Below are 20,608 nucleotides of genomic sequence, written 5' to 3' on the forward strand. Positions count from 1 at the left end.
TCGAACCTGGTAATCATCCTCCACGCGCTCGGCGCGCTCACCGCGCTGACGCTCGGCACGGTGCAATTGCTGCTGCCCAAGGGCAGCGACACGCACCGGATCTGCGGCTACATCTGGGTCGGCCTGATGGTGCTGGTCGCCCTGTCGAGCTTCTGGATCCATGATATCCGCCATGTCGGTCCCTTCAGCGCCATTCATCTCTTGTCGGTCTACACCCTGTTCGGCGTGGCCTCGGGCCTCCGCGACGCCCGACGCGGCAACATTACGGCACATAGGAAAACAATGCGTCAAATATTCTGGATCGCGCTTGTCGGAGCGGGGGCCTTCACCCTGTTGCCGGGGCGCGTGATGCATCAGGTGGTCTTCGGTCAGTAGAAGCGCGTGAGGTCCATGCCCTCGTACAGACTGGCCACCTCCTCTTCGTAGCCGTTGAACATCAGCGTCGGGATACGCGGCGAGAAGAGCCCGCCGCCGATTTTGCGCTCGGTCGCCTGGGACCAGCGCGGATGATCCACCTCAGGGTTCACATTGGCATAAAATCCGTATTCGCTCGGCTGCAGCTGTTGCCAGGTGTTCACGGGCTCCTCTTCGGTCAGCGTGATCTTCACAATCGACTTGATCGACTTGAACCCATACTTCCACGGCACCACCAGCCGGATCGGCGCGCCGTTCTGGTTCGGGATCGTGCGCCCGTAGATGCCCGTGGCCATGATCGTCAGCGGATGCAGCGCCTCATCGAGCCGCAGCCCCTCCACATAGGGCCAGTCGATAAAGCGGCTCGATTGCCCGCGCATCTCCTCGGGGCGATAGAGCGTTTCGAACCGGACGTATTTCGCCTGCGCCTGCACACCCGCCATGGCCAGCAGGTCGGCCAGTTCGAACCCGTTCCACGGGATCACCATCGACCAGGCCTCGACACAGCGGAAGCGGTAAATCCGCTCCTCCACGTTCATCTCGGCCATGATGTCTTTGAAGTCGTATGTGCCCGGGCGCTCCACCAGCCCGTCGATCTCAATGCTCCAAGGCTCGGTGGTCAGCGCCGAGGCATAACTCGCCGGGTCGCTCTTGCCGGTGCCGAACTCATAGAAGTTGTTGTACTGTGTGATGTCCTCCCAGGAGTTGGGCTCCAGCGCCTCCTCGGACCGCGCGCCTGTACCCGCAAGCGCAATGCCAGCGGCCGCCCCGGCCATCAGCTGGCGCCGGTTGAGAAACAGCGCCTCGGGCGTGGCATCTGCGCGTGTCAATGTGTTGGTCCACCGATAGGCCATGGGACCCTCCTGAGCTTCGTGATCACCCGTGATGTAGGGGGTTCCGGCCCATGCGCCAAACCATTTCAGGTCACGAATGTGACAGGCGCCTGTAATCTTTGTCAGACCGCCTCAGAGGCCGAGCAGCCCGGGCAGCACCTGCATCCGATCAAACACCGCGTCACAGAGCGGGGTCATCCGCGCCGGGTCCGTCTCAGCCACATAGCCGAAACAGGGGATCCCCGCCGCCTGCGCCGCGCGGGCCCCGGTCGGGCTGTCTTCGATGACCACCGCGCGGTCTGGTGACACCCCCGCCCGTGCGGCAGCATGCAGGTAGAGGTCGGGCGCGGGCTTGGGCTTGGGGACGTCCTCGCGGGAATAGATCCGTCCCCGCAGCCGCTCGATCAGACCCGTGCGTCCAAGCGTGATCTCCATCTTGCGGTGCGGCCCGTTCGAGCCCACCGCATAAGGAATGGAGGCCTGATCCAAAGCCTCGAGCACCTCCACGATCCCGGGAATGATCTCGACCTCTTGTGCCAGTACCGCGAACATCTCTTCATAGATGCAATCCACCCAATCGTCGGGGAGCTGGGCGCTCATGGCGCGCGCCTCCTGCATCACGCCAGCCATGGTGCCGCCCACGAAGGTCTCGAGGATCTCCTCGAGGGACAGCTCCAGCCCGTGGCGGGCGAGGTTGTCACGGATCACGACATTGGTCAGCGGCTCGCTGTCCACCAGCACGCCGTCACAGTCGAAAATCACCAGATCAGGAGGGAGCGTCATGAAAAAGGCCGGGTTGTGATGCCGGGCCTTTCTGTCGTGATTTCAGGGCAGAGGTCAATGCGCCACAAGCCTCGGCCCAAGGCCCGAGGTGACGGCGCCCGGTTTGGTCTGTTGCGATATCCGACATCCCGTGGCGCCCGGATCGACGTCTCGCCTGACAATATTGTTATTGGAAACCGGATCGCGGCGCGGCTTAGTGCGCGCCGGTTTTCGGTCAAACCACATCGGCGGGAATCCCCCGTGATCCAATTGGCCACGCCAGGCGTTCCCTCTTCAGATGCCACACCGGCATTCACCTTCAACCAAAGGAGACATCTATGTTTCGTCGCAACTTTCTGAGCCTGACCGCCGGCGCAGCCCTGCTGGGCACATCCGCCTTCGCGGGCAGCGCCTCCAAGGACATCGTCGACACCGCCGCCAATGCCGGCAGCTTCAGCACGCTTGTCGCTGCGGTGGAGGCCGCCGATCTGGTCGATACGCTGAAAGGCGAAGGCCCCTTCACCGTCTTTGCACCCACCGACGAGGCCTTTGCCGCTTTGCCCGAGGGCACCGTCGAGTCGCTGCTGCAGCCGGAAAACAAGGACCAGCTGATTGCGATCCTCACCTATCACGTGGTACCGGGCAAGGTGATGTCCACCGACCTCAGCGACGGGATGAGCGCCACGACCGTACAGGGCGGTGACCTGACCGTCGATCTGTCGGACGGTGTGAAGATCAACGAGGCCTCCGTCACCTCCGCGGATGTGGAAGCCTCCAACGGCGTGATCCACGTGGTCGACACGGTGATCCTGCCCGAAGAGAGCAGCTGACCCAAATGAAAGGCCCGGCGGATCACTCCGCCGGGCCCTTTTGTCATATGCGGATGCCGTTAGTGAACGACAGCATCATCCGGCTTGGGCCGGTTCGACGCCGCCACGCGGTCCCCGATAATCAGCCCCTCGGTGCCTGCCGTCACCGTCACGCTGTCGCCGTCCTTCACATCCCCGGCGAGCAGCATCTCGGCCAGCGGATCCTGCAGCGCCCGCTGGATCACCCGCTTCAGGGGCCGGGCGCCGAACACCGGGTCATAGCCTTCATCGGCCAGCCACTTGCGTGCACCATCATCCAGATCAAGCATGATCTTCCGCCCGGCCAGCCGCTTCAGCAGGCGCGCCATCTGGATCTCGACGATCCCGTCCATATTCTCGCGGTTCAGCCGGTCGAAGATGATGGTCTCGTCTAGACGGTTCAGGAACTCGGGCCGGAAATGCGCCCGCACCGCGTCCATCACATCCCGCCGCGCCTGGGAGGAATCCGCCCCCTCCGGCAGCTGGCTCAGCGCCTGTGACCCGAGGTTCGAGGTCAGCACGATCAGCGTCTGCTTGAAGTCCACCGTGCGGCCCTGCCCGTCGGTCAGCACACCGTCATCCAGCACCTGCAGCAGAACGTTGAACACATCCGGGTGCGCCTTTTCGACCTCGTCGAACAGCACCACCTGATAGGGCCTGCGCCGCACCGCTTCGGTCAGCACACCGCCCTCATCATAGCCCACATAGCCGGGAGGCGCGCCGATCAGCCGTGCAACCGCGTGTTTCTCCATGAACTCCGACATGTCGATGCGCACCATCGCATTGTCATCGTCAAAGAGAAATTCGGCCACCGCCTTGGTCAGCTCCGTCTTGCCAACGCCGGTCGGCCCCAGAAAGAGGAACGAGCCCAGCGGGCGGTTCTCGTCATTCAGACCGGCCCGCGCGCGGCGCACCGCATTGGCCACAGCCCCCACAGCGGCGTTCTGGCCGATGACCCGTGCGTGCAGCTGGTCTTCCATGCGCAGAAGCTTGTCGCGCTCACCCTCCAGCATCTTGCCCGCCGGAATGCCCGTCCACCGCTCGACGACACTGGCGATCTGATCCGGGCGCACGGCCTCTTCGACCAGCACGTCCCCGTCATCGCGGCCTTCGGCGGCCTCCAGCTGTTTCTCCAGCTGCGGGATCACGCCATACGACAGCTCCCCGGCCTTCGCCAGATTGCCTTCGCGCTTGGCGATCTCCAGATCGGCCCGCGCCCGATCAAGCTGCTCCTTGATGTCGCGTGCGCTGGAGAGTTTGTCCCGCTCGGCCTGCCATTGCGCGGTCAGCTCATCACTGCGCTCCTGCAACTCGGCGAGATCCTTCTCCAACGTCTCCAGCCGGTCCTTGCTCGCCGCATCGTCTTCCAGACGCAGCGCCTCGGCCTCGATCTGCATCTGCAGGATCTGGCGGTCGAGTGCATCGAGCTCCTCGGGCTTGCTGTCCACTTCCATGCGCAAGCGGCTCGCCGCCTCGTCCACAAGATCAATGGCCTTATCCGGCAAAAAGCGGTCCGTGATGTAGCGATGGCTCAACGTCGCCGCTGCCACCAGCGCCGAGTCCGATATCCGCACCCCATGGTGCAGCTCGTACTTCTCCTTGATGCCGCGCAGGATCGAGACGGTGTCTTCCACCGTCGGCTCCTGCACCATCACCGGCTGGAACCGCCGCGCCAACGCCGCGTCTTTTTCCACATACTTGCGGTATTCATCGAGCGTGGTCGCCCCCACACAATGCAACTCGCCCCGCGCCAGGGCGGGTTTGATCAGGTTGGCGGCATCCATCGCGCCATCCGCCTTGCCCGCGCCCACCAGCGTGTGCATCTCGTCAATAAACAGGACGATCTCACCCGCAGCTTCGGTCACTTCGGTCAGCACCGCCTTCAGCCGCTCCTCGAACTCACCGCGATACTTCGCACCGGCGATCAGCGCGCCCATATCCAGCGCCAGCAGCTTCTTGTTCTTCAGGCTCTCGGGCACGTCGCCATTCACAATGCGCAAGGCCAAACCTTCGGCAATCGCCGTCTTACCGACCCCCGGTTCGCCGATCAGCACCGGGTTGTTCTTGGTCCGACGGCTCAGCACCTGCATCGCGCGGCGAATTTCCTCGTCACGCCCGATGATCGGGTCGATCTTGCCCGCCTCGGCCCGCTCAGTCAGGTCCATCGCGTATTTCTTCAGGGCGTCATAGCCCTCCTCGGCATTCGCACTGTCCGCCGTGCGGCCCTTGCGAATGTCATTGATCGCACCATTCAGCCCCTGCGCGGTGACACCACCGGTATCCAGCGCCTCCTTGGCGGCCGATTTCACCATGCACAGCGCAATCAGAATGCGCTCGACCGGCACAAAGCTGTCGCCCGCCTTCTTGGCCAGCGTCTCCGCCTCGGCCAGCACCTTCTGCGTCGCGTTGTCGAGGTAGATCTGCGCGGCGTCGCCGCTGACCTTCGGCATCTTCGACAGCGCCGTCTCAACGCTTTCCACCACGCGCGCAGGCTGCCCGCCCGCGGCAGAAATCAGGTTGCTCGCCAGCCCCTGATCGTCATCCATCAGCGCTTTGAGGATATGTTCGGGCGCCAACCGCTGGTGGCTGTCCCGTGTGGCAATGGTCTGTGCGGCCTGAATGAACCCGCGCGACCGCTCCGTGAACTTGCTCAAGTCCATGGGTCTTCTCCTTTGTGTTAAGCGTCCCCTGTGCTGCGCCCGGCTTGGCGGCACGTCAGCGGCGGAACCTTATGGGTTATCTGGGAGGCCATCCGGCCTGCTTCAAGCCCGACGACGCCCCAAAATCAACCATAGGTGTAAAGCACGGATGTTGCCCTGATGTGAATCAAGAAAAGCACCCATGGGAAACCGCCAAAAGCTTTCCCCGTTAACCAAAAGCCCACAGCGCTTATCTCCACTCCAGACAAGGGCACAGGATCGGTTCGCCCCGTATTCTGCCAGCTTTGTCCATATGTAACCAGTTGGCATGTTACGCCAATTCCTGTCCTCTCGCCTGGCCTCACACAACCACTTGTCAGGCGCGGGGACCGGCCCAGACCGTGAAAGAAGCTGCCGGCCCGTCACGCCACCCCAGATGCGGCCAGGCAGCCACGGCGGTCCGGGTCGTATGTCACACCCTCACCCGGAGGCCGCTGGACGGCATTCTCCGGGTCTTTTTTTGCGCCCCCCGCCGATGGACAGCCGCCGCCAGAGCGCCTAATCAGACGCAGCCAGAACAGGAGTGGCAGATGAGAGATGACAGGTTGATCGTGGCGCTGGATGTGCCGAACGCGCTGGCGGGCGCCGAGCTGGCCACCCGGCTCGGTGACGCGGTGAGCTTCTATAAGATCGGCCTGGGCATGCTCACGGGGGGCGGGCTGGCGCTGGCCAATGAGCTCAAGCAGGAGCAGGGCAAACGCATCTTCCTCGACATGAAGCTCTTCGACATCGGCGCCACCATCGAGGCGGCGGTGCGCGGGCTGGCGCAGTTCGACCTCGACTTTCTCACCGTGCATGGCGACCCGCATGTGGTCGCCGCCGCCAAGGAAGGGGCCGCGGGATCGGAGATGAAAATCCTCGCCGTCACGATCCTCACCTCGCTCGACCGGGACGACCTCGACGCCTGCCAGATCCGCGCAGGTGATCTGCCGGAACTGGTGACAACCCGCGCCGTGCGCGCCTTCGAGGCCGGGGCCGATGGGGTGATCGCCTCGCCGCAGGAGGCGGCTCTGATCCGGGCCCTGCCCGAGGCGGACAACCGCCTGATCGTGACCCCCGGCGTGCGCCCCGCAGGCGCCGATCTGGGCGACCAGAAGCGAGTCGCCACCCCCGCAAATGCCATCGCCGATGGCGCTGATCATATCGTCGTGGGGCGTCCCGTGTGGCAATCGCCCAATCCGAAGGCAGCGGCGCAAGCGATTCTGGCCGAGCTGAACAGCCCGCAAGCACACCAGCCAAACCACTGATCTCAGATCATAATTCCGATTTACCCACAGGACGGGGCGGCTGAAAGCCGCTCAAGAGACTGTGGCTATCGCACAACAGACCACAGGATGTGGGTCAATCCGACCATTCGCGGTTAGGAGGGTTCGCCTTTAGGTGGTAAGTTTACGTTAGGTGATACTCCCCAACGAACCGCGTCTTCCTGAGGTTCGTTACCTCCCCCCGCTCAGATCAGCGGGGGGTTTTTCCATCAAAGACAACTCATCAAGGCACAGCCGCAGCCTGTCGCGGAACCGTGCAATCACCTTCGGATGGCGCAGAAAAAGCGCAGGGGTCATGGCCGCCCAGCCCTGACCCTCGTCACCAAAACCGATCTCGCGGAGCAAAGCCTCCTCGACCGGAGCCGCGAAGAACCAGAACCCCAGGCCGTCCCGCTCGAACCGGCGCCCCCAAAGCACGCGCTCGGGCGGCAGCCGCAGGCCCAGCTCCTCGCGGGTCTCCCGCAGAATGCAGGCAAGCGGCCCCTCATCCCCTTCCCGGCCGCCGCCTGGCAGGTCCCAGAACCCCGCATGGTCGATTCCCGGGTCGTCGTCCCGCAACAGGGTGACCACGTGGCGCGCGGTCAGAAGCGCCAGCTTCGCCCCGTGGAAGGGCATGTTCATTTCCGGACTGGTGGCATAAGATCGGGACATGCCACAGCGATAGCAGAAGCCTGCGAGAATGCCCGCCCTTTGCCGCGATTGCCTGACAGAATTCGAGAGCGGTCGGCGTTGTCCTGCCTGCGCCAGCCCGCGTGTGGTGGCGCATGACGAGCTTTTCTCACTCTCCATCGCGCATATGGACTGCGACGCCTTCTACGCCTCGGTGGAGAAACGCGACGATCCCAGCCTCGAAGGCAAGCCGGTGATCATCGGCGGCGGGCGGCGCGGCGTGGTCTCCACCGCCTGCTATGTGGCGCGCATCCGCGGTGTACGCTCGGCCATGCCCATGTTCCAGGCGCTGAAACTCTGCCCCGAGGCGGTGATCATCAAGCCGCGCATGCAGGCCTATGTGGAGGCCTCCTGCGCGATCCGCGCCATCATGGAGGAGCTGACGCCTGACATCGAACCGCTCTCGCTCGACGAGGCGTTCATGGATCTGTCAGGGACGCAGCGGCTGCACGGCCACCCGCCCGCCACCATGCTGGCGCGGCTGGTCAAGCGCATGCGGGAGGAGCTGGGCCTTACCGGCTCCATCGGGCTCAGCCACAACAAGTTTCTGGCCAAGGTCGCCTCCGATCTCGACAAGCCGCACGGGTTTTCCGTGATCGGCAAAGCCGAGACGGGAGCGTTTCTGCACGACAAGCCCGTGCGCCTGATCTGGGGTGTGGGCGCCTCGTCGCAGGCCGCGCTGGACCGGGCCGGCATCCGAACCTTCGCCGACCTCCTGCGCTGGGATCGGACTGACCTCATCGCCCGCTTCGGCGCCATGGGCGACCGGCTCTGGCACCTCGCCCGCGGTCAGGATCGGCGCCGCGTCTCCGCCCACGCACCGATGAAATCCATCTCCAACGAGACCACCTTTCACGAAGACACCGCAGATCCGGACCTGCTCGACGGTCACCTCTGGCGCATGGCCGAAAAGGTCGCGGACCGCGCCAAGGCGAAGGACCTCGCGGGCCGCGTGGTGACCCTGAAGCTGAAACGCGCCAACCACTCATTGCTGTCCCGCCGGACCAGCCTGCGCGATGCGACCCAGATGGCCGATACGATCTATCGCACCGCGCGCGGCCTGTTCGACCAGGTGGGCAATGAGGGCCCTTACCGGTTGCTCGGTTGCGGGTTGTCGGATCTGATCAGTGCCGAGGCCGCGGACCGCTCCGGCGATCTGCTCGACCCACAGGCCGCACAACGCGGCAAGGCCGAACGGGCGACGGATGAAATCCGCGCCCGCTTCGGCCCGGACGCCATTCTCAAGGGCCGCGCGCTGCGCTAGCGCGGCGTATCTCGTTCCAAGCGTTTGCCTCAGGAGGCCAAGCGCCCTCGCCCCCATCGAAGGGGCTCGGGCGCTGCCCGGCGATCTCCGCCGGGCGGGCCAGCGGAGAGGGTTGCCGCGGATTATCTGGGCGTTGCGCCGGGTTGATGGTTCGCGGCGCACCCTTCAACAGGCCTGCACCGCCGAGAGGAAAAGACCCGCTACTCCGCTGCGAGCGGCATCCGCTCCTGGCCGATCTGCGCGATCTCCGCGATCACGCCTTTCAAGGTCCGCTGCACATCCTCGAACTGCGCCGAGGGGCGGATCAGGGCCTCGTCCATATAGATCGCCCGGTCGATCTCGACCTGCACCGCGTGCTGGCCCCGCGTCGGACGCCCGTAGGCCTGCGCCACATAGGCCCCGGCAAAGGGCGCGTTGCGTGTGACCACAAACCCCGCCGCCGCAAACGCCGCCTCGATCCGGTCCACCACATCGCCCGCGGCCGCCGCCCCGAACCGGTCTCCCAGCACGATCTCGGGCCGCCGCGCGCCGGTGCGCGCAATGCCTTGCACCGCCTCATGCGGCATCGAGTGACAGTCGATCAGAACCGCTTGCCCGTGATGGTGCACCGCGCGATCCAGCAGCCCCTGCAACATGTCGTGATAGGGATGCCAATATTCATCCAGCCGCCGCTTGGCCTCCAGCAGGCTGATCTTGCCGCGGTAGATCGCCCGGCCATTCGCGACCACACGGGGGATCACGCCAAGGCCCGAAGCCACCCGCGGATTGTGCCCGCGCCGCCGCACCCCTTCGATCAGCGCCGGATCCAGCTCGTCGCAGCTGCGGTTGAGATCCACGAAGGCCCGCGGCGCACCCGCCTTCAGAAACGGCGCGCCGAACTGCGGCGCACAGTCAAAGAGCTGGTCCACGAAGGCATCCTCGGACGAGCGGATCGCCAGCTCGTCCAACACGCTGGCGCGCAGCAGCGACCACGGGTAGGCCCGTCCGCTATGGGGAGAGGCGAACACCACGCAGGACTGCGCTTTTTCCGGGTAACTGACTTCAAACGCAGACTGTGACATACCTCTTCCTTCAGGGCCGACCATAGCGCAGAAAAAGTGAAAACCGAAAGCCCTTGATCTTATCTTCGAGTCCTTTTAAAGACCCGCTACCGGCGCGACCTCTCGCGCCCCATTTTATTTGGGGTCGGGGCATTCGGGTCGGCATCTTGGGTGATTAGCTCAGCGGTAGAGCACTTCGTTGACATCGAAGGGGTCACTGGTTCGATCCCAGTATCGCCCACCACGCCTTTCACCGGTCCGGCCCGCCCGGACTGCCCGCAACCCCCGGCGCTGGCCCGCGCGCCGACCGAGACAAAAGGAGAGGACCATGAAGGTTCGCAATTCGCTCCGCTCGCTCAAGAATCGGCACCGCGATTGCCGTGTTGTGCGTCGCAAAGGCCGCGTCTACGTGATCAACAAGACACAGCGCCGGTTCAAAGCCCGCCAAGGCTGAGCACCGCACACGCCAAATCGTTGAAAACCGCTCCTTTCGGGGCGGTTTTTTGATTTGGAACAGGCCACCAGACCGCCCGTTGCAGCGCCCGGCGCGTTGACAAATGCGTGAGCAAAGCGATTCGACCCCGGTTCTGCTGTAAAGTCGGTGGAAACTATCATGCGTTATGATGCGTTGTGTGCAGAGTAATCGAGGACCAGAGACTCATGTTAACGAGACGACATTTCATTCAAACGACCACCGCGCTGTTTTCCGCAGCGATTCCCGCGTCGCTGATCGCAACGCCCGCCGATGCCGCCCGCAGCAACTGGGCCAGTTGGGACGCGCGTGTAACACCCGCAAACTACGACCCGGCGACAACGAATCCCTGGGGGCTGCATCCGCGCTTTCTGCCCACCCGTGTGGAGGCGAACGCCAGCCTGCGCCCGGGCGACATCCACGTGGATGCGGTGGCGCGCTATCTCTACCATGTCGAAGACGACGGGACGGCGATGCGCTACGGCGTGGCGATTGCCCGCGGCAACCTCTACGAGCCGGGCGTCTACACCATCCGCCGCAAGGCGAAATGGCCGAAATGGACGCCGACCGCCGCGATGATCAAGCGCGAACCGCATCTCTACGAGGAATTCGCCGACGGTGTACCGGGCGGGCCGACCAATCCGTTGGGCTCACGCGCGCTGTACCTCTTCGAGGGCAACCGCGACACCTATCTGCGCATTCACGGCACACCCTATCCCCGCTCGATCGGGGGGCGCGCCAGCTCCGGCTGTGTGCGCATGGTCATGGCCCATATCAACGGGCTCTATGACAACGTGTCGACCGGCGTGACCGCGCATCTCTACCCAGCCGAGCGCTTCGTCACGGCGCGCAGCTGAGGTCTGACGAGATCCGGGCTCAGGTGGCGCTTGCCTCCGGAGCCCGGGTACAGATCGGGCTGCCCGCCGTATTGCGCAGCGGCAGCAGCGTGGTCTCCACCGGCCCCACATGCCGGTACCAATAGCACCCATCCTGGGGCAGGATCCGCACCGAGCTCAGGTCCTGGTTCGGCGCTGCCATGGCAACCACCTCTTCCGGCAGATTGCGGATCGGCGCTCCCGTGGTCGCCGTTTCGGCGCAGGCGCCCAGCAGCGCGGTCAGTGCAAGTGGCCAAATAATCTGAGTTTTCATCTTTGCATCCATCACGAGATTGTTGATTGCTGTCCCACGCGCCGGCGGGCTGTCAACGATCAATCTACGCATTCGGAATGTGAAAGAGGTTAATGGCGGCTGTTTTGCAACGGGTCTTGCGCCGCATCCGCCTGCGCGAAGTGATCACCGCGCCCGATGGCCTGACGGTCCGCGCACCGGCGCTGCCATCAACTGCACAAGGCAGGAGACCGCCCGCCTTGTGCAGCCTCCGGGATCATTGGACATCAGCCCCGTAGGCCCCACCGCCCCGTCCTTTCGGCGCAATCGCCCGACGCCCGCGTGTCCTGCCCCGGCAGGATGGGGTCCGCGACGCCGCCGCCTGACATGCTGATGCCACGCCAGCCGGTCGCAACACGGCGACAAACGCGCCATCACCTGCAGGCCCTTTCCGCACCAGAGGCGCCAAAACGAGCACCACCCCGCGCACCAAATGGCCTCCGACAGAGCGAATTTGACTAAAATTGTTCAGAACTCCTCTCAGGGCGCCCCCTAGACACGGCCGCGCACCGCGGAAGCGTGCAGCCCCCGTCACCCAACACCAGAACCCCACGCAGACCCCGCCAGAACACAAGGCCGCCGTCACCGGTGATCTGCATGGCAAAGCCATCGCGCCACCCAACCCGAGCGCCGCGCCTGGCCGGTCTCAGGGGTCGCCTGCTCCTCAATGCCTTCGCGGGCCATTGATCCCGAACGCCCACGCGATGCACCACAGCCGGTGATCCCGCCCCGCAACGCCCCCCAACTCAACCCCACGCACAGGCACCCTGCACCGGATGCCCCTTCTCTCGCACCGCATGTCCCGGCGGCCACGCAAACCACCGCAAGACGCGAATCTGGACGGGAGCCCGTCTCATCCCGCCCCGACCCGATCGCACCAAGACCCGGTCGCATGCCGGAACCGGATCCGTAACCCATTCCAAAACATCAATATTTCCTCTCCTATATCACAGCGGATCATCTCCGCTTACACCCTCTGCGAGAAATCAATTGTCTGACATTTGATTCTGTGCCAGCTTTTTCCCGGGGGGCGCTTCCATCCAGATGCGCTCGACAGGGAGGAAAACAGATGAATCTTAGACCAGATCCGACATTTTATCCGACACCGCAAATGGCCATGCAGGCCCCGGTGGAGACACTCGCCTTCACGCTGATGCTCAGCCCCGACGGCGCGCAACCCGATGGCCTCGCGGTGGTCGATGTGGACCCGAAGTCCGACACCTACGGCCAGATCGTGCACAGCCTCTTCATGCCGAACACGGGCGACGAGTTTCACCACTTCGGCTGGAACGCCTGCTCCTCGGCGCTGAGCCCGCTCACCGGCCACGCGTTCCTCGAACGGCGCTATCTGATCATCCCCGGCATCCGCTCCAGCCGCATTTACGTGATCGACGTCAAGGAACCGCTGAAGGCGAAAATCCACAAGATCATCGAGCCCGAAGAGCTGATGACGAAAACGGGCTATTCCCGCCCGCACACGATCCATTGTGGCCCCGAAGGCATCTATGTCTCGACGCTGGGCGGTGGGGGCGAGGATGGCACCGACGGCCCTCCCGGCATCTTCATCATGGATTGCGAAACCTTCGAGATCCTCGGCCGCTACGAGATGGACCGGGGCGCGCAGGACAAGCACTATGACTTCTGGTGGAATCTGCCGCGCGACTACATGGTCAGTTCCGAATGGGGCCTGCCGCCGCAGTTTGAGAACGGCATCGTGCCCGAGGATCTGCTGAGCAACAAATACGGCCATTCGATCCACTTCTGGGACCTGCGCGCGCGCAAGAACATCCAGACCATCGACCTGGGCGAGAACCACCAGATGGCACTGGAGATCCGCCCCGCCCATGACCCCGCCAAGGAATACGGCTTCTGCGGCGTCGTGGTCGACACCACCAACCTGCAAGGCGCGATCTTCACGTGGTGGCGCAAAAAGGATGGCACATTCGAGGCGAAAAAGACCATCACGATCGACCCGGTGCCCGCCTCCGCCGACGACCTGCCGGACCTTCTGAAGGGCTTCGAGGCCGTGCCGCCGCTGGTCACCGACATCGACCTCAGCCTCGATGACAAATACCTTTACGTCGCCTGCTGGGGCCTGGGCGAGATGCACCAATATGACGTCTCCGACCCGATGAACCCCGTGCTTGCGGGCAAGGTCGAGATTGGCGGCATCGTGAAGAAGACACCGCACCCCAACGGCAAGACCTTCGGTTACGGCCCGCAAATGGTCGAGATCAGCCGCGACGGCAAGCGCGTCTACTGGACCAATTCGCTCTACTCCACCTGGGACGATCAGTTCTATCCGGGTGACCGGGGTGCCGCGATGGTCTGCGCCGATGTGGGTGAAAACGGCGGGCTGACCCTCAATGAGAACTTCTGGGTCGAGTTCCCCGAGGGCTACCGCAGCCACCAGATTAGGCTTGAGGGCGGCGACTGCTCAACCGACAGTTTCTGCTATCCTTCCGTCTAGCTGAATGGAGAGCATGAACACGGCGGCGTCCCTCTGGTCCGCCGTCGTGGTCTCAGGGCTTTATCACGGGGTCAACCCGGGCATGGGTTGGCCGCTGGCGGTGTCGGCGGCCCTCATGGCGCGCAACACCGGCAACCTCTACAGCGCCCTCGCCGCCCTCGCGGCGGGGCACCTGCTGGCCATGGCCGCTATCCTTTTTCCCTTCTCCGCGCTCCTGGTGCTGGTCGAGTGGCAGGTACAGATCCAGACAGGGGCCGCCCTGCTGGTCATCGCGCTCGGGATCTACCTTCTCATCAACCGCCGCCACCCGCGCTTTCTGGCCCGCGTGCCGCCGTCACGACTCGCACTCTGGTCCTTCCTCGCCGCCATGGCCCATGGTGCCGGGTTGATGCTGGTGCCGATCTACCTCGGGATCTGCGGCACACTTGAAACCGACGCCGGCCACGCCGCCGCTTACAGCCTGATGTGGAACAACGCGACCACCGCCCTCGCCGTCGCACTCGCCCACACCGGGGCGATGGTGCTCGCGGGCGGCACCATTGCGGTCGGCGTCTACCACTGGCTCGGCCTCAAGTTCCTGCAGAAGAGCTGGTTCGATCTCGATCTGATTTGGGCGCTCAGCCTGATCATCGTGGGCCTATTGGCACTCCTCACCGCACATTGATCCCGCAGACCTTGCCCTTGCTCTGGGGACCATCCACGATAGGTGGAGGTAAGATGTAACAAGGGGAAGGCCCGCCATGAGCACCACCGAATACGAGCCGCCAAACGTCTGGACATGGGACGAGGAGAGCGGCGGCACCTGGGCCAGCACCAACCGCCCCATCGCTGGCGCCACGCACGACAAGGACCTGCCCGTGGGCAAGCACCCGCTGCAGCTCTATTCGCTGGCCACGCCCAACGGCCAGAAGGTCACGATCATGCTCGAAGAGCTGCTCGCCTTGGGCCATACTGGGGCGGAATACGACGCCTGGCTCATCCGCATCGGCGACGGCGATCAATTCGGCAGCGGCTTTGTCGAGATCAACCCGAACTCCAAGATCCCCGCGATGTTTGACCGCGACACGGGCCTGCGCGTTTTCGAGAGCGCCTCGATCCTGATGTATCTGGCCGAGAAATTCGACAGCGCCTTCCTGCCCACCGAGCTGAAGGCGCGCACGGAATGCCTCAACTGGCTGTTCTGGCTGCAGGGCTCCGCACCCTATCTTGGCGGCGGCTTCGGCCATTTCTACGCCTATGCGCCCTTCAAGCAGGAATACCCGATCAACCGCTTCGCGATGGAAACGAAGCGCCAGCTCGACGTGCTCGACCGGCATCTTGCCGATCACGAATACCTTGCGGGCGCGGACTATACGATTGCCGATATGGTCACCTGGCCCTGGTACGGGCGCACCGTGCGGGGCGAAAGCTATGACGCGGGCGAGTTTCTCTCAGTGCATGAGTATCACAATGTCATCCGCTGGGAGAAGCAGATCGGCGCGCGCGAGGCGGTGCAACGCGGTGTAATGGTGAACCGGACCAGCGGCCCGCCGGAAGGCCAGTTGCACGAGCGCCACGACGCCAGCGATTTTGACACCAAGACCCAAGACAAGATCGGCGAGGACGCCTGATCAACCTCGGCACGCCCCGCTCAGATGTCCCGCCCGGCCGATAGGCCGGGCTTCGGTCGTCATTGTCGCGCCATTGGTCCGAGCGACAATGCCGACACCTCCCCCCGGAGGGCGATTTTGCAACCTCGGACGCAGTAATACGTCAGGTCTTCTGGTGATGACGCGTGCAGCCCATCAGGTACAGACGCCCTCCAAGCCGGGCGCTGCCCTCAGCACGTAGCGGCGGCCCAAGGCCCGCCCTACCTGTGGCGGTGCCGTCCCACCTGACGACAGATCAGGATCACGGGCATGAGACCAATCGCCACGATCACCAGGCTCGGCACCGCAGCGCCCTCCAACCGCTCGTCACTCGCCAGCCGATAGGCCTGGACCGCCAGCGTGTCGTAGTTGAACGGTCGCATGATCAGCGTCGCGGGCAGTTCCTTCATCACGTCCACAAAGACAATGAGCAGCGCGGTCAGCAGGCTCGGCGCCAAGATCGGCAGATGCACCCGCCGCAGCGTCCCCGTCGGTGTCTGACCAAGCGACCGCGCCGCCGCATCCATGTTGGACGGCACCAGCGCCTGCCCGCCCTCATAAGCCCCAAGTGCGGCCGCCAGAAACCGCACCATGTAGGCCGCCACCAACAACCAGATCGACCCGGTGATCAGCAGCCCCGTCGAGATATCGAACCGCGCCCGCATGAACGCATCGAGCGCATTGTCAAAGGCCGCAAAGGGCACCAGCAGACCCACGGCGATCACACCCCCCGGCACCGCATAGCCCAACCGCGCCACATAGCCGGCCCCATGCGACAGCCGCCCCGGGCTCAGCCGCTGAAAGAACCCCACCACGATCGCTGCGCCCACGGTACAGACCGCCGCCACCGAGGCCAGCGTCAGCGAATTCTGGATGAACCCCAGATAGCGCGGGCTCAGCAGGTTCTGCTCCGAGCCGAGCCCCATGGAGAAGAGGATCACCACCGGCAGCACCGCGCCCAGCAGCACCGGAATACCGCAAAGCACCGCCGCAAAGACTGCCTGCATCCCCTGCAGATCCGCAGGCTCCATCCGCTGCTGCCGTCGCGACGCATCATGATACTTGGCCCCGCCCCGCTGTGCCCGCTCCAGAAACGCCAGAAGCAGCGCAAAGCTCAGCAGACACAGGGCAAGCTGCGCCGCGCCCGCGCGATCCGCGAGGGAAAACCAGCTGGTGTAAATCCCGGTCGCAAAGGTCTGCACCCCAAAATAGGCCACCGTGCCGAAATCCGCGATGGTCTCCATCACCGCCAGCAACACGCCGCCCGCAATCGCCGGGCGCGCCAGCGGCAGGCTGATCTTGAAAAACGCCGACCAGGCACTCGCCCCCAGGGCGCGGGCCGCCAGAAACGTCGTCGCACTCTGCTGCAGGAAGGCCGCCCGCGCGAGCAGATAAACGTAAGGGTAAAGCACGAGGATCAGCATCGCCGCCGCCCCACCGGTCGACCGCACATCCGGGAACCAGTAGTCCCGCGGCCCCCAGCCCGTCAGATCGCGCAGCACCGTCTGCACGATGCCCGGATGATCCAGCACATGGGTGTAGGCATAGGCCAGCACATAGGCCGGAAAGGCCAGCGGCAGCACCAGCGCAATCTCGAAAAGCCGTACGCCGGGAAACCGCGTCATGGTGACCAGCCAGGCCGCGCCCACGCCCAGCGCAAAGGTCCCCGCCGAGACCAGCACCACCAGCCACAGCGTCGTGGCGGTATAGCGCCAGAGCACCGTCTCCATCAGGTGGCTGATCGTCTCCGTCCCGCCGCTCAGTGCTGCAATCGCCACCGCCACCATCGGCAGCGCACAGAGTGTGGCGAAGACAAGCGCCGCACCGGCCAGAAGGCGCAACCCCTCTGCCCGTCGGCGGCGCGGAGCCGGGGAGGAGAGAGAGGGCACGTCAGACATGAGGCCCTTTTTCGACAAATTCAGTCAGAAAGGCCAGAGCGTTCCTCCGCCCCCTCCAAAACCGCGCGCGCGATGTCAAAGACAGAGGGCTCGGTCAGGAACAGCATGTGCCCATGCCCCGGAAACACCCGCAGGGCCACATCGCCCAGGGCGGCGGCAAAGGCCCGGGTCTGCGCGGTGGAAAACACCGGGTCCTCCGATCCGGCCAGCACGGTCACATGCCCCGGCACGGGCAAGGGCGCGCGCGGGCCTCTCCACCGTTTCAACCCATGCGCATGGGCGCGCAAGAGCCCGCTCTCGGGATAGACCATGCGCGGCGCGCGGGCCTCTACGATCTCGTGGCTGCGCGCACGCGTATCCGCATGGCGCAGCACCGCCCGTCCAAACAGCAACACCCGGTAGTACTCCAGCCAGACCGGCCGCACCCGGAGCGCCCGCGCACGCCACGCAGCACCCAGAATGTCCCAGGTGGTGGCCAGCATGGTGCGCCACCCGCCCGCCTGTGGCAGCCCCGGCGCGAGTGCGACGGTGCGCACTTCGGGCCCGAGCCGGGCGGCTGCCTCGATCACAATCGCGCCGCCGGTGGAGAAGCCCAAAAGGCCGATCTGCTTGTCGGAATGCGCCTCCGCAAAGGCCGCGATCTGCGCTGCCGCTCCGTCAATATCGAGCAGCGACAGGGCCCGCCCGTCGAGCCCCGGGAAGGGATAGAACACCGGCTCCCACCCCCGCGCACGCCAGGCGAGCACGGGGTCGAAAATCTCGATACGGGTCAGCGCGCCAGGCGCACAGATCACCAGCCGCTGCGCGCGCGCGACCGCGTCCGCATCATAGATCAGGGACGGCGGGGGCTGTGTCACTCGTAGCTGCGCTGGTCCTCGATCACCAACCCGTCGCGCGGCAGGCTGCCGGGGCTGACCACCTCGACCGCACCTTTGAGTTTCAGCACATCGACGACACTCTGCGAGAACAGCTCCGCCGAGCCACCCGCAGCCTCGACCTGCACGGTCATCGCATCCTGCGCCCCATCGCGGCTGGCAATCACCCGGGCCTTCACAATCTCCTCGTGCCGCGCCACCAGAGCGGCCACCTGCTCGGGCCGCACGAACATCCCCTTGATCTTCGTGGTCTGATCGGCCCGGCCCATCCACCCCTTGATCCGCGTGTTCGTCCGCCCGCAGGGGCTCTGGCCGGGCATCACCGCGCTCAAATCCCCGGTCGCGAAGCGGATAAGCGGATAGTCCGGGTTCAGCGTCGTCACCACCACCTCGCCCACCTCGCCGTCGGCCACCGGATCGCCGGTGCCGGGCGTCACGATCTCGACGATCACGCCCTCATCGAGGATCATGCCTTCCATCGCCGGGCTCTCGTAGGCAATGTTGCCCAGATCGGCCGTCGCATAGCACTGCAGGCAGGTGATCCCCCGCTCCGCGTAGCCCGCGCGCATCGCCGGGAACAGCGCCCCACCGCCCACCGCCGCCTTGGTGATGCCCAGGCTCACCCCCATCTCATCGGCCTTGTCGAGGATCACCTTCAAATAATCCGGCGTGCCCGCATAGGCCGTCGTGCCCACGGCAGCAGCCGCCTGCACCTGCAACTCCGTCTGCCCCGTGCCCGCAGGCAATACCATGGCCCCCACGGCCCGCGCGCCGCTCTCGAAAATCATCCCCGCAGGCGTCAGGTGATAGCCGAAACAGTTCTGCACCACATCGTCCGCGCCGATGCCCGCCGCATGCAGAAACCGCCCCATGCGCCACCAGTCGTGGCTCACCCCACCGGGCTCATAAATCGGCCCGGGCGACTGAAACACATGCGCCGCATTGCGGACCGGAATACCCCCAAACGGCGGTTTGTCCGCCTGCCAGGCCGCCAGATCCGCCTTCCGCAAAACAGGCAGCTTGGTCAAATCCCCGAGCCCCGCAACCTCCACATCTCCAGGCAAGCAACTGTCCGCCGCCGCACGCACCCGCGCCACCTGCGCGATCAACGCCTCGGTCTGTGCCGCCTCACGCGCATCCGCACTGCGCGTCTCCAGCTCGTCAAAAAATGTCATCCCGCCCACCTGATCTGCTGCAGCCCTTTCGCCGCCACGCGTTCCACCTCGCCGCGCACCTCCAGCTCCAGCTTCACGGTGATCACATGCCATCCCAGTTTGCCCAGCGCCCGCGCCTGCTCTGCCGTGAGCCGTGCGCCCACGGCATCACGCACATTGTTGTAGACCTGCGGCTTACCATCGCTGAGGATCTCGGCGATATGCCCGCGAATGAGGTCGAACTTCCAGACCGGGATATTGGTCACCCCCTCGCGCCCCTCTGCCGGGGTGCGACAGGCGACCCGACCCTCGCTTACGACAGCCACCGCTTGCGCCTCCGATAGCTGCGCACATCGCGGAACGACTTCCGCCCCTCCTCCGACATGCCCAGATAGAACTCCTTCACATCCGGGTTCTCCCGCAGCTCCGCCGCGGGCCCGTCCATCACCACGCGGCCCGACTCCAGAATATAGCCGTAATGCGCGAACCGCAGCGCCACATTGGTGTTCTGCTCGGCCAGCAGGATCGTCACGCCCTGCTCTTCATTGATCGACTTCACGATCTCGAAAATCTGCTCCACCAGCTGCGGCGCCAACCCCATCGACGGCTCATCCAGCAACACCGTCTCCGGCTTCGACATCAGCGCCCGGCCAATCGCCGTCATCTGCTGCTCGCCACCAGAGGTATAGCCCGCCTGGCTTTTCCGCCGCTCCTTCAGGCGCGGAAAATAACCATAGACCATCTCCAGATCCGCCTGGATCGCGGCATTGCCATCCTTGCGGGTGTACGCCCCGGTGAGCAGGTTCTCCTCAACCGTCAGATGCTCAAAGCAATGCCGCCCCTCCATCACCTGCACGACGCCGCGCTTCACAGTCTCCGCCGGGTCCGCATGATGAATGGGCGTCCCGTGATACTTGATCGAGCCCTTGGTGACCTCGCCGCGCTCCGACGCCAAGAGCCCCGAAATCGCCTTCAACGTCGTGGTCTTGCCCGCGCCATTGCCCCCCAACAGCGCGGTGATCCCGCCTTTCGGCACGGTCAGGCTCACGCCCTTCAGCACCAGGATTACGTGATTGTAGATCACCTCGATGTTGTTCACATCGAGCACCGTCTCCGCTTGGGTCATTGCCTCAGAATCTGCGTCCAGCAT

Annotated in this window: 20 protein-coding genes and 1 tRNA gene (1 of these 21 running past the window's edge); 10 read left to right on the forward strand and 11 right to left on the reverse strand. The window is 64.7% G+C overall.

Translation table 11 applies throughout. The annotated features are described in order from the left end of the window. Nucleotides 1-375, forward strand: the 3' portion of a protein-coding gene (locus Q1A71_RS14990; protein ID WP_299677788.1) for a DUF2306 domain-containing protein. Its footprint begins 24 nt before the window's first position; the window shows 375 of its 399 coding nt (coding positions 25-399); its start codon lies beyond the left edge, outside the window; it ends in the stop codon at nt 373-375. Here Q1A71_RS14990 and msrP read toward each other — a convergent pair. Then, a complete protein-coding gene (gene msrP, locus Q1A71_RS14995) occupies nt 369-1,268 on the reverse strand; it encodes a protein-methionine-sulfoxide reductase catalytic subunit MsrP (RefSeq protein ID WP_299677791.1) in 900 nt (299 codons plus the stop codon). The two genes, Q1A71_RS14990 and msrP, sit on opposite strands and share 7 nt — an antisense overlap. 111 nt (nt 1,269-1,379) lie before the next feature. Then, a complete protein-coding gene (locus Q1A71_RS15000) occupies nt 1,380-2,030 on the reverse strand; it encodes an HAD family hydrolase (RefSeq protein WP_299677794.1) in 651 nt (216 codons plus the stop codon). A 317-nt stretch (nt 2,031-2,347) separates the two neighbouring features. Between Q1A71_RS15000 and Q1A71_RS15005 the strand changes: the two genes are divergently transcribed. Further along, on the forward strand, nt 2,348-2,839 hold the full coding sequence (locus Q1A71_RS15005) for a fasciclin domain-containing protein (RefSeq protein WP_299677797.1): 492 nt from the start codon (nt 2,348-2,350) through the stop codon (nt 2,837-2,839). 59 nt (nt 2,840-2,898) lie between these two features. On the opposite strand, the gene clpB is transcribed toward Q1A71_RS15005, so the two are convergent. Next, on the reverse strand, nt 2,899-5,517 hold the full coding sequence (clpB, locus tag Q1A71_RS15010; protein WP_299677800.1) for an ATP-dependent chaperone ClpB: 2,619 nt from the start codon (nt 5,515-5,517) through the stop codon (nt 2,899-2,901). A gap of 569 nt (nt 5,518-6,086) precedes the next feature. Between clpB and pyrF the strand changes: the two genes are divergently transcribed. Continuing rightward, nucleotides 6,087-6,803: an orotidine-5'-phosphate decarboxylase gene (gene pyrF, locus Q1A71_RS15015; RefSeq protein ID WP_299677803.1), complete on the forward strand. Its 717-nt coding sequence runs from the start codon at nt 6,087-6,089 to the stop codon at nt 6,801-6,803. 189 nt (nt 6,804-6,992) lie between these two features. Here pyrF and Q1A71_RS15020 read toward each other — a convergent pair whose 3' ends face one another. After that, a complete protein-coding gene (locus tag Q1A71_RS15020; protein WP_299677806.1) occupies nt 6,993-7,436 on the reverse strand; it encodes an NUDIX hydrolase in 444 nt (147 codons plus the stop codon). A 64-nt stretch (nt 7,437-7,500) separates the two neighbouring features. On the opposite strand from Q1A71_RS15020, the gene Q1A71_RS15025 reads away from it, so the two are divergent. Next, nucleotides 7,501-8,754, forward strand: coding sequence for a DNA polymerase IV (locus Q1A71_RS15025; protein WP_299677809.1), 1,254 nt, complete (start codon nt 7,501-7,503; stop codon nt 8,752-8,754). Between the two features lie 200 nt (nt 8,755-8,954). Here Q1A71_RS15025 and Q1A71_RS15030 read toward each other — a convergent pair whose 3' ends face one another. Continuing rightward, on the reverse strand, nt 8,955-9,815 hold the full coding sequence (locus tag Q1A71_RS15030; protein WP_299677812.1) for an N-formylglutamate amidohydrolase: 861 nt from the start codon (nt 9,813-9,815) through the stop codon (nt 8,955-8,957). A gap of 148 nt (nt 9,816-9,963) precedes the next feature. Here Q1A71_RS15030 and Q1A71_RS15035 point away from each other — a divergent pair. The 3 genes from Q1A71_RS15035 (at nt 9,964) to Q1A71_RS15045 (ending at nt 11,123) form a co-directional block, all read left to right on the forward strand. Continuing rightward, nucleotides 9,964-10,038 (forward strand) — tRNA-Val (locus Q1A71_RS15035). A gap of 84 nt (nt 10,039-10,122) precedes the next feature. Beyond that, entirely contained in the window at nt 10,123-10,248 is a 126-nt protein-coding gene (gene ykgO / locus Q1A71_RS15040; RefSeq protein ID WP_005850168.1) for a type B 50S ribosomal protein L36, read from the forward strand. Between the two features lie 206 nt (nt 10,249-10,454). After that, a complete protein-coding gene (locus tag Q1A71_RS15045) occupies nt 10,455-11,123 on the forward strand; it encodes a L,D-transpeptidase (protein WP_299677815.1) in 669 nt (222 codons plus the stop codon). Between the two features lie 19 nt (nt 11,124-11,142). Here Q1A71_RS15045 and Q1A71_RS15050 read toward each other — a convergent pair whose 3' ends face one another. After that, entirely contained in the window at nt 11,143-11,415 is a 273-nt protein-coding gene (locus tag Q1A71_RS15050; protein WP_299677818.1) for a hypothetical protein, read from the reverse strand. A 1,087-nt stretch (nt 11,416-12,502) separates the two neighbouring features. On the opposite strand from Q1A71_RS15050, the gene Q1A71_RS15055 reads away from it, so the two are divergent. The 3 genes from Q1A71_RS15055 (at nt 12,503) to yghU (ending at nt 15,513) form a co-directional block, all read left to right on the forward strand. Continuing rightward, nucleotides 12,503-13,903 (forward strand): selenium-binding protein SBP56-related protein, encoded by a 1,401-nt coding sequence (locus Q1A71_RS15055; RefSeq protein ID WP_299677821.1) that lies wholly within the window; start codon nt 12,503-12,505, stop codon nt 13,901-13,903. 4 nt (nt 13,904-13,907) lie between these two features. Continuing rightward, nucleotides 13,908-14,567 (forward strand): hypothetical protein, encoded by a 660-nt coding sequence (locus Q1A71_RS15060; RefSeq protein WP_299677824.1) that lies wholly within the window; start codon nt 13,908-13,910, stop codon nt 14,565-14,567. 76 nt (nt 14,568-14,643) lie between these two features. After that, entirely contained in the window at nt 14,644-15,513 is an 870-nt protein-coding gene (gene yghU, locus Q1A71_RS15065; protein WP_299677827.1) for a glutathione-dependent disulfide-bond oxidoreductase, read from the forward strand. A 239-nt stretch (nt 15,514-15,752) separates the two neighbouring features. Here the strand turns inward: yghU and Q1A71_RS15070 are convergent, their stop codons facing one another. Genes Q1A71_RS15070 through Q1A71_RS15090 form a run of 5 tightly spaced genes read right to left on the reverse strand, consistent with a single transcriptional unit; the run spans nt 15,753 to nt 20,608 of the window. Then, complete coding sequence (locus tag Q1A71_RS15070; RefSeq protein WP_299677830.1) at nt 15,753-17,429, reverse strand: iron ABC transporter permease; 1,677 nt, start codon at nt 17,427-17,429, stop codon at nt 15,753-15,755. A 20-nt stretch (nt 17,430-17,449) separates the two neighbouring features. Further along, entirely contained in the window at nt 17,450-18,286 is an 837-nt protein-coding gene (locus Q1A71_RS15075; protein WP_299677833.1) for an alpha/beta hydrolase, read from the reverse strand. Further along, nucleotides 18,283-19,479 (reverse strand): phenylacetate--CoA ligase family protein, encoded by a 1,197-nt coding sequence (locus Q1A71_RS15080; protein WP_299677836.1) that lies wholly within the window; start codon nt 19,477-19,479, stop codon nt 18,283-18,285. The genes Q1A71_RS15075 and Q1A71_RS15080 overlap by 4 nt, the downstream gene beginning before the upstream one ends. After that, nucleotides 19,476-19,784, reverse strand: coding sequence for a hypothetical protein (locus tag Q1A71_RS15085; RefSeq protein ID WP_299677839.1), 309 nt, complete (start codon nt 19,782-19,784; stop codon nt 19,476-19,478). Before Q1A71_RS15085 ends, Q1A71_RS15080 begins: the two co-directional genes overlap by 4 nt. Then, the gene (locus Q1A71_RS15090; RefSeq protein WP_299677842.1) at nt 19,772-20,608 is read right to left on the reverse strand and encodes an ABC transporter ATP-binding protein; all 837 of its coding nucleotides are present in this window, start codon (nt 20,606-20,608) and stop codon (nt 19,772-19,774) included. Before Q1A71_RS15090 ends, Q1A71_RS15085 begins: the two co-directional genes overlap by 13 nt.

It is taken from the genome of uncultured Roseobacter sp. (assembly GCF_947493125.1).
Lineage (GTDB): Bacteria > Pseudomonadota > Alphaproteobacteria > Rhodobacterales > Rhodobacteraceae > Roseobacter.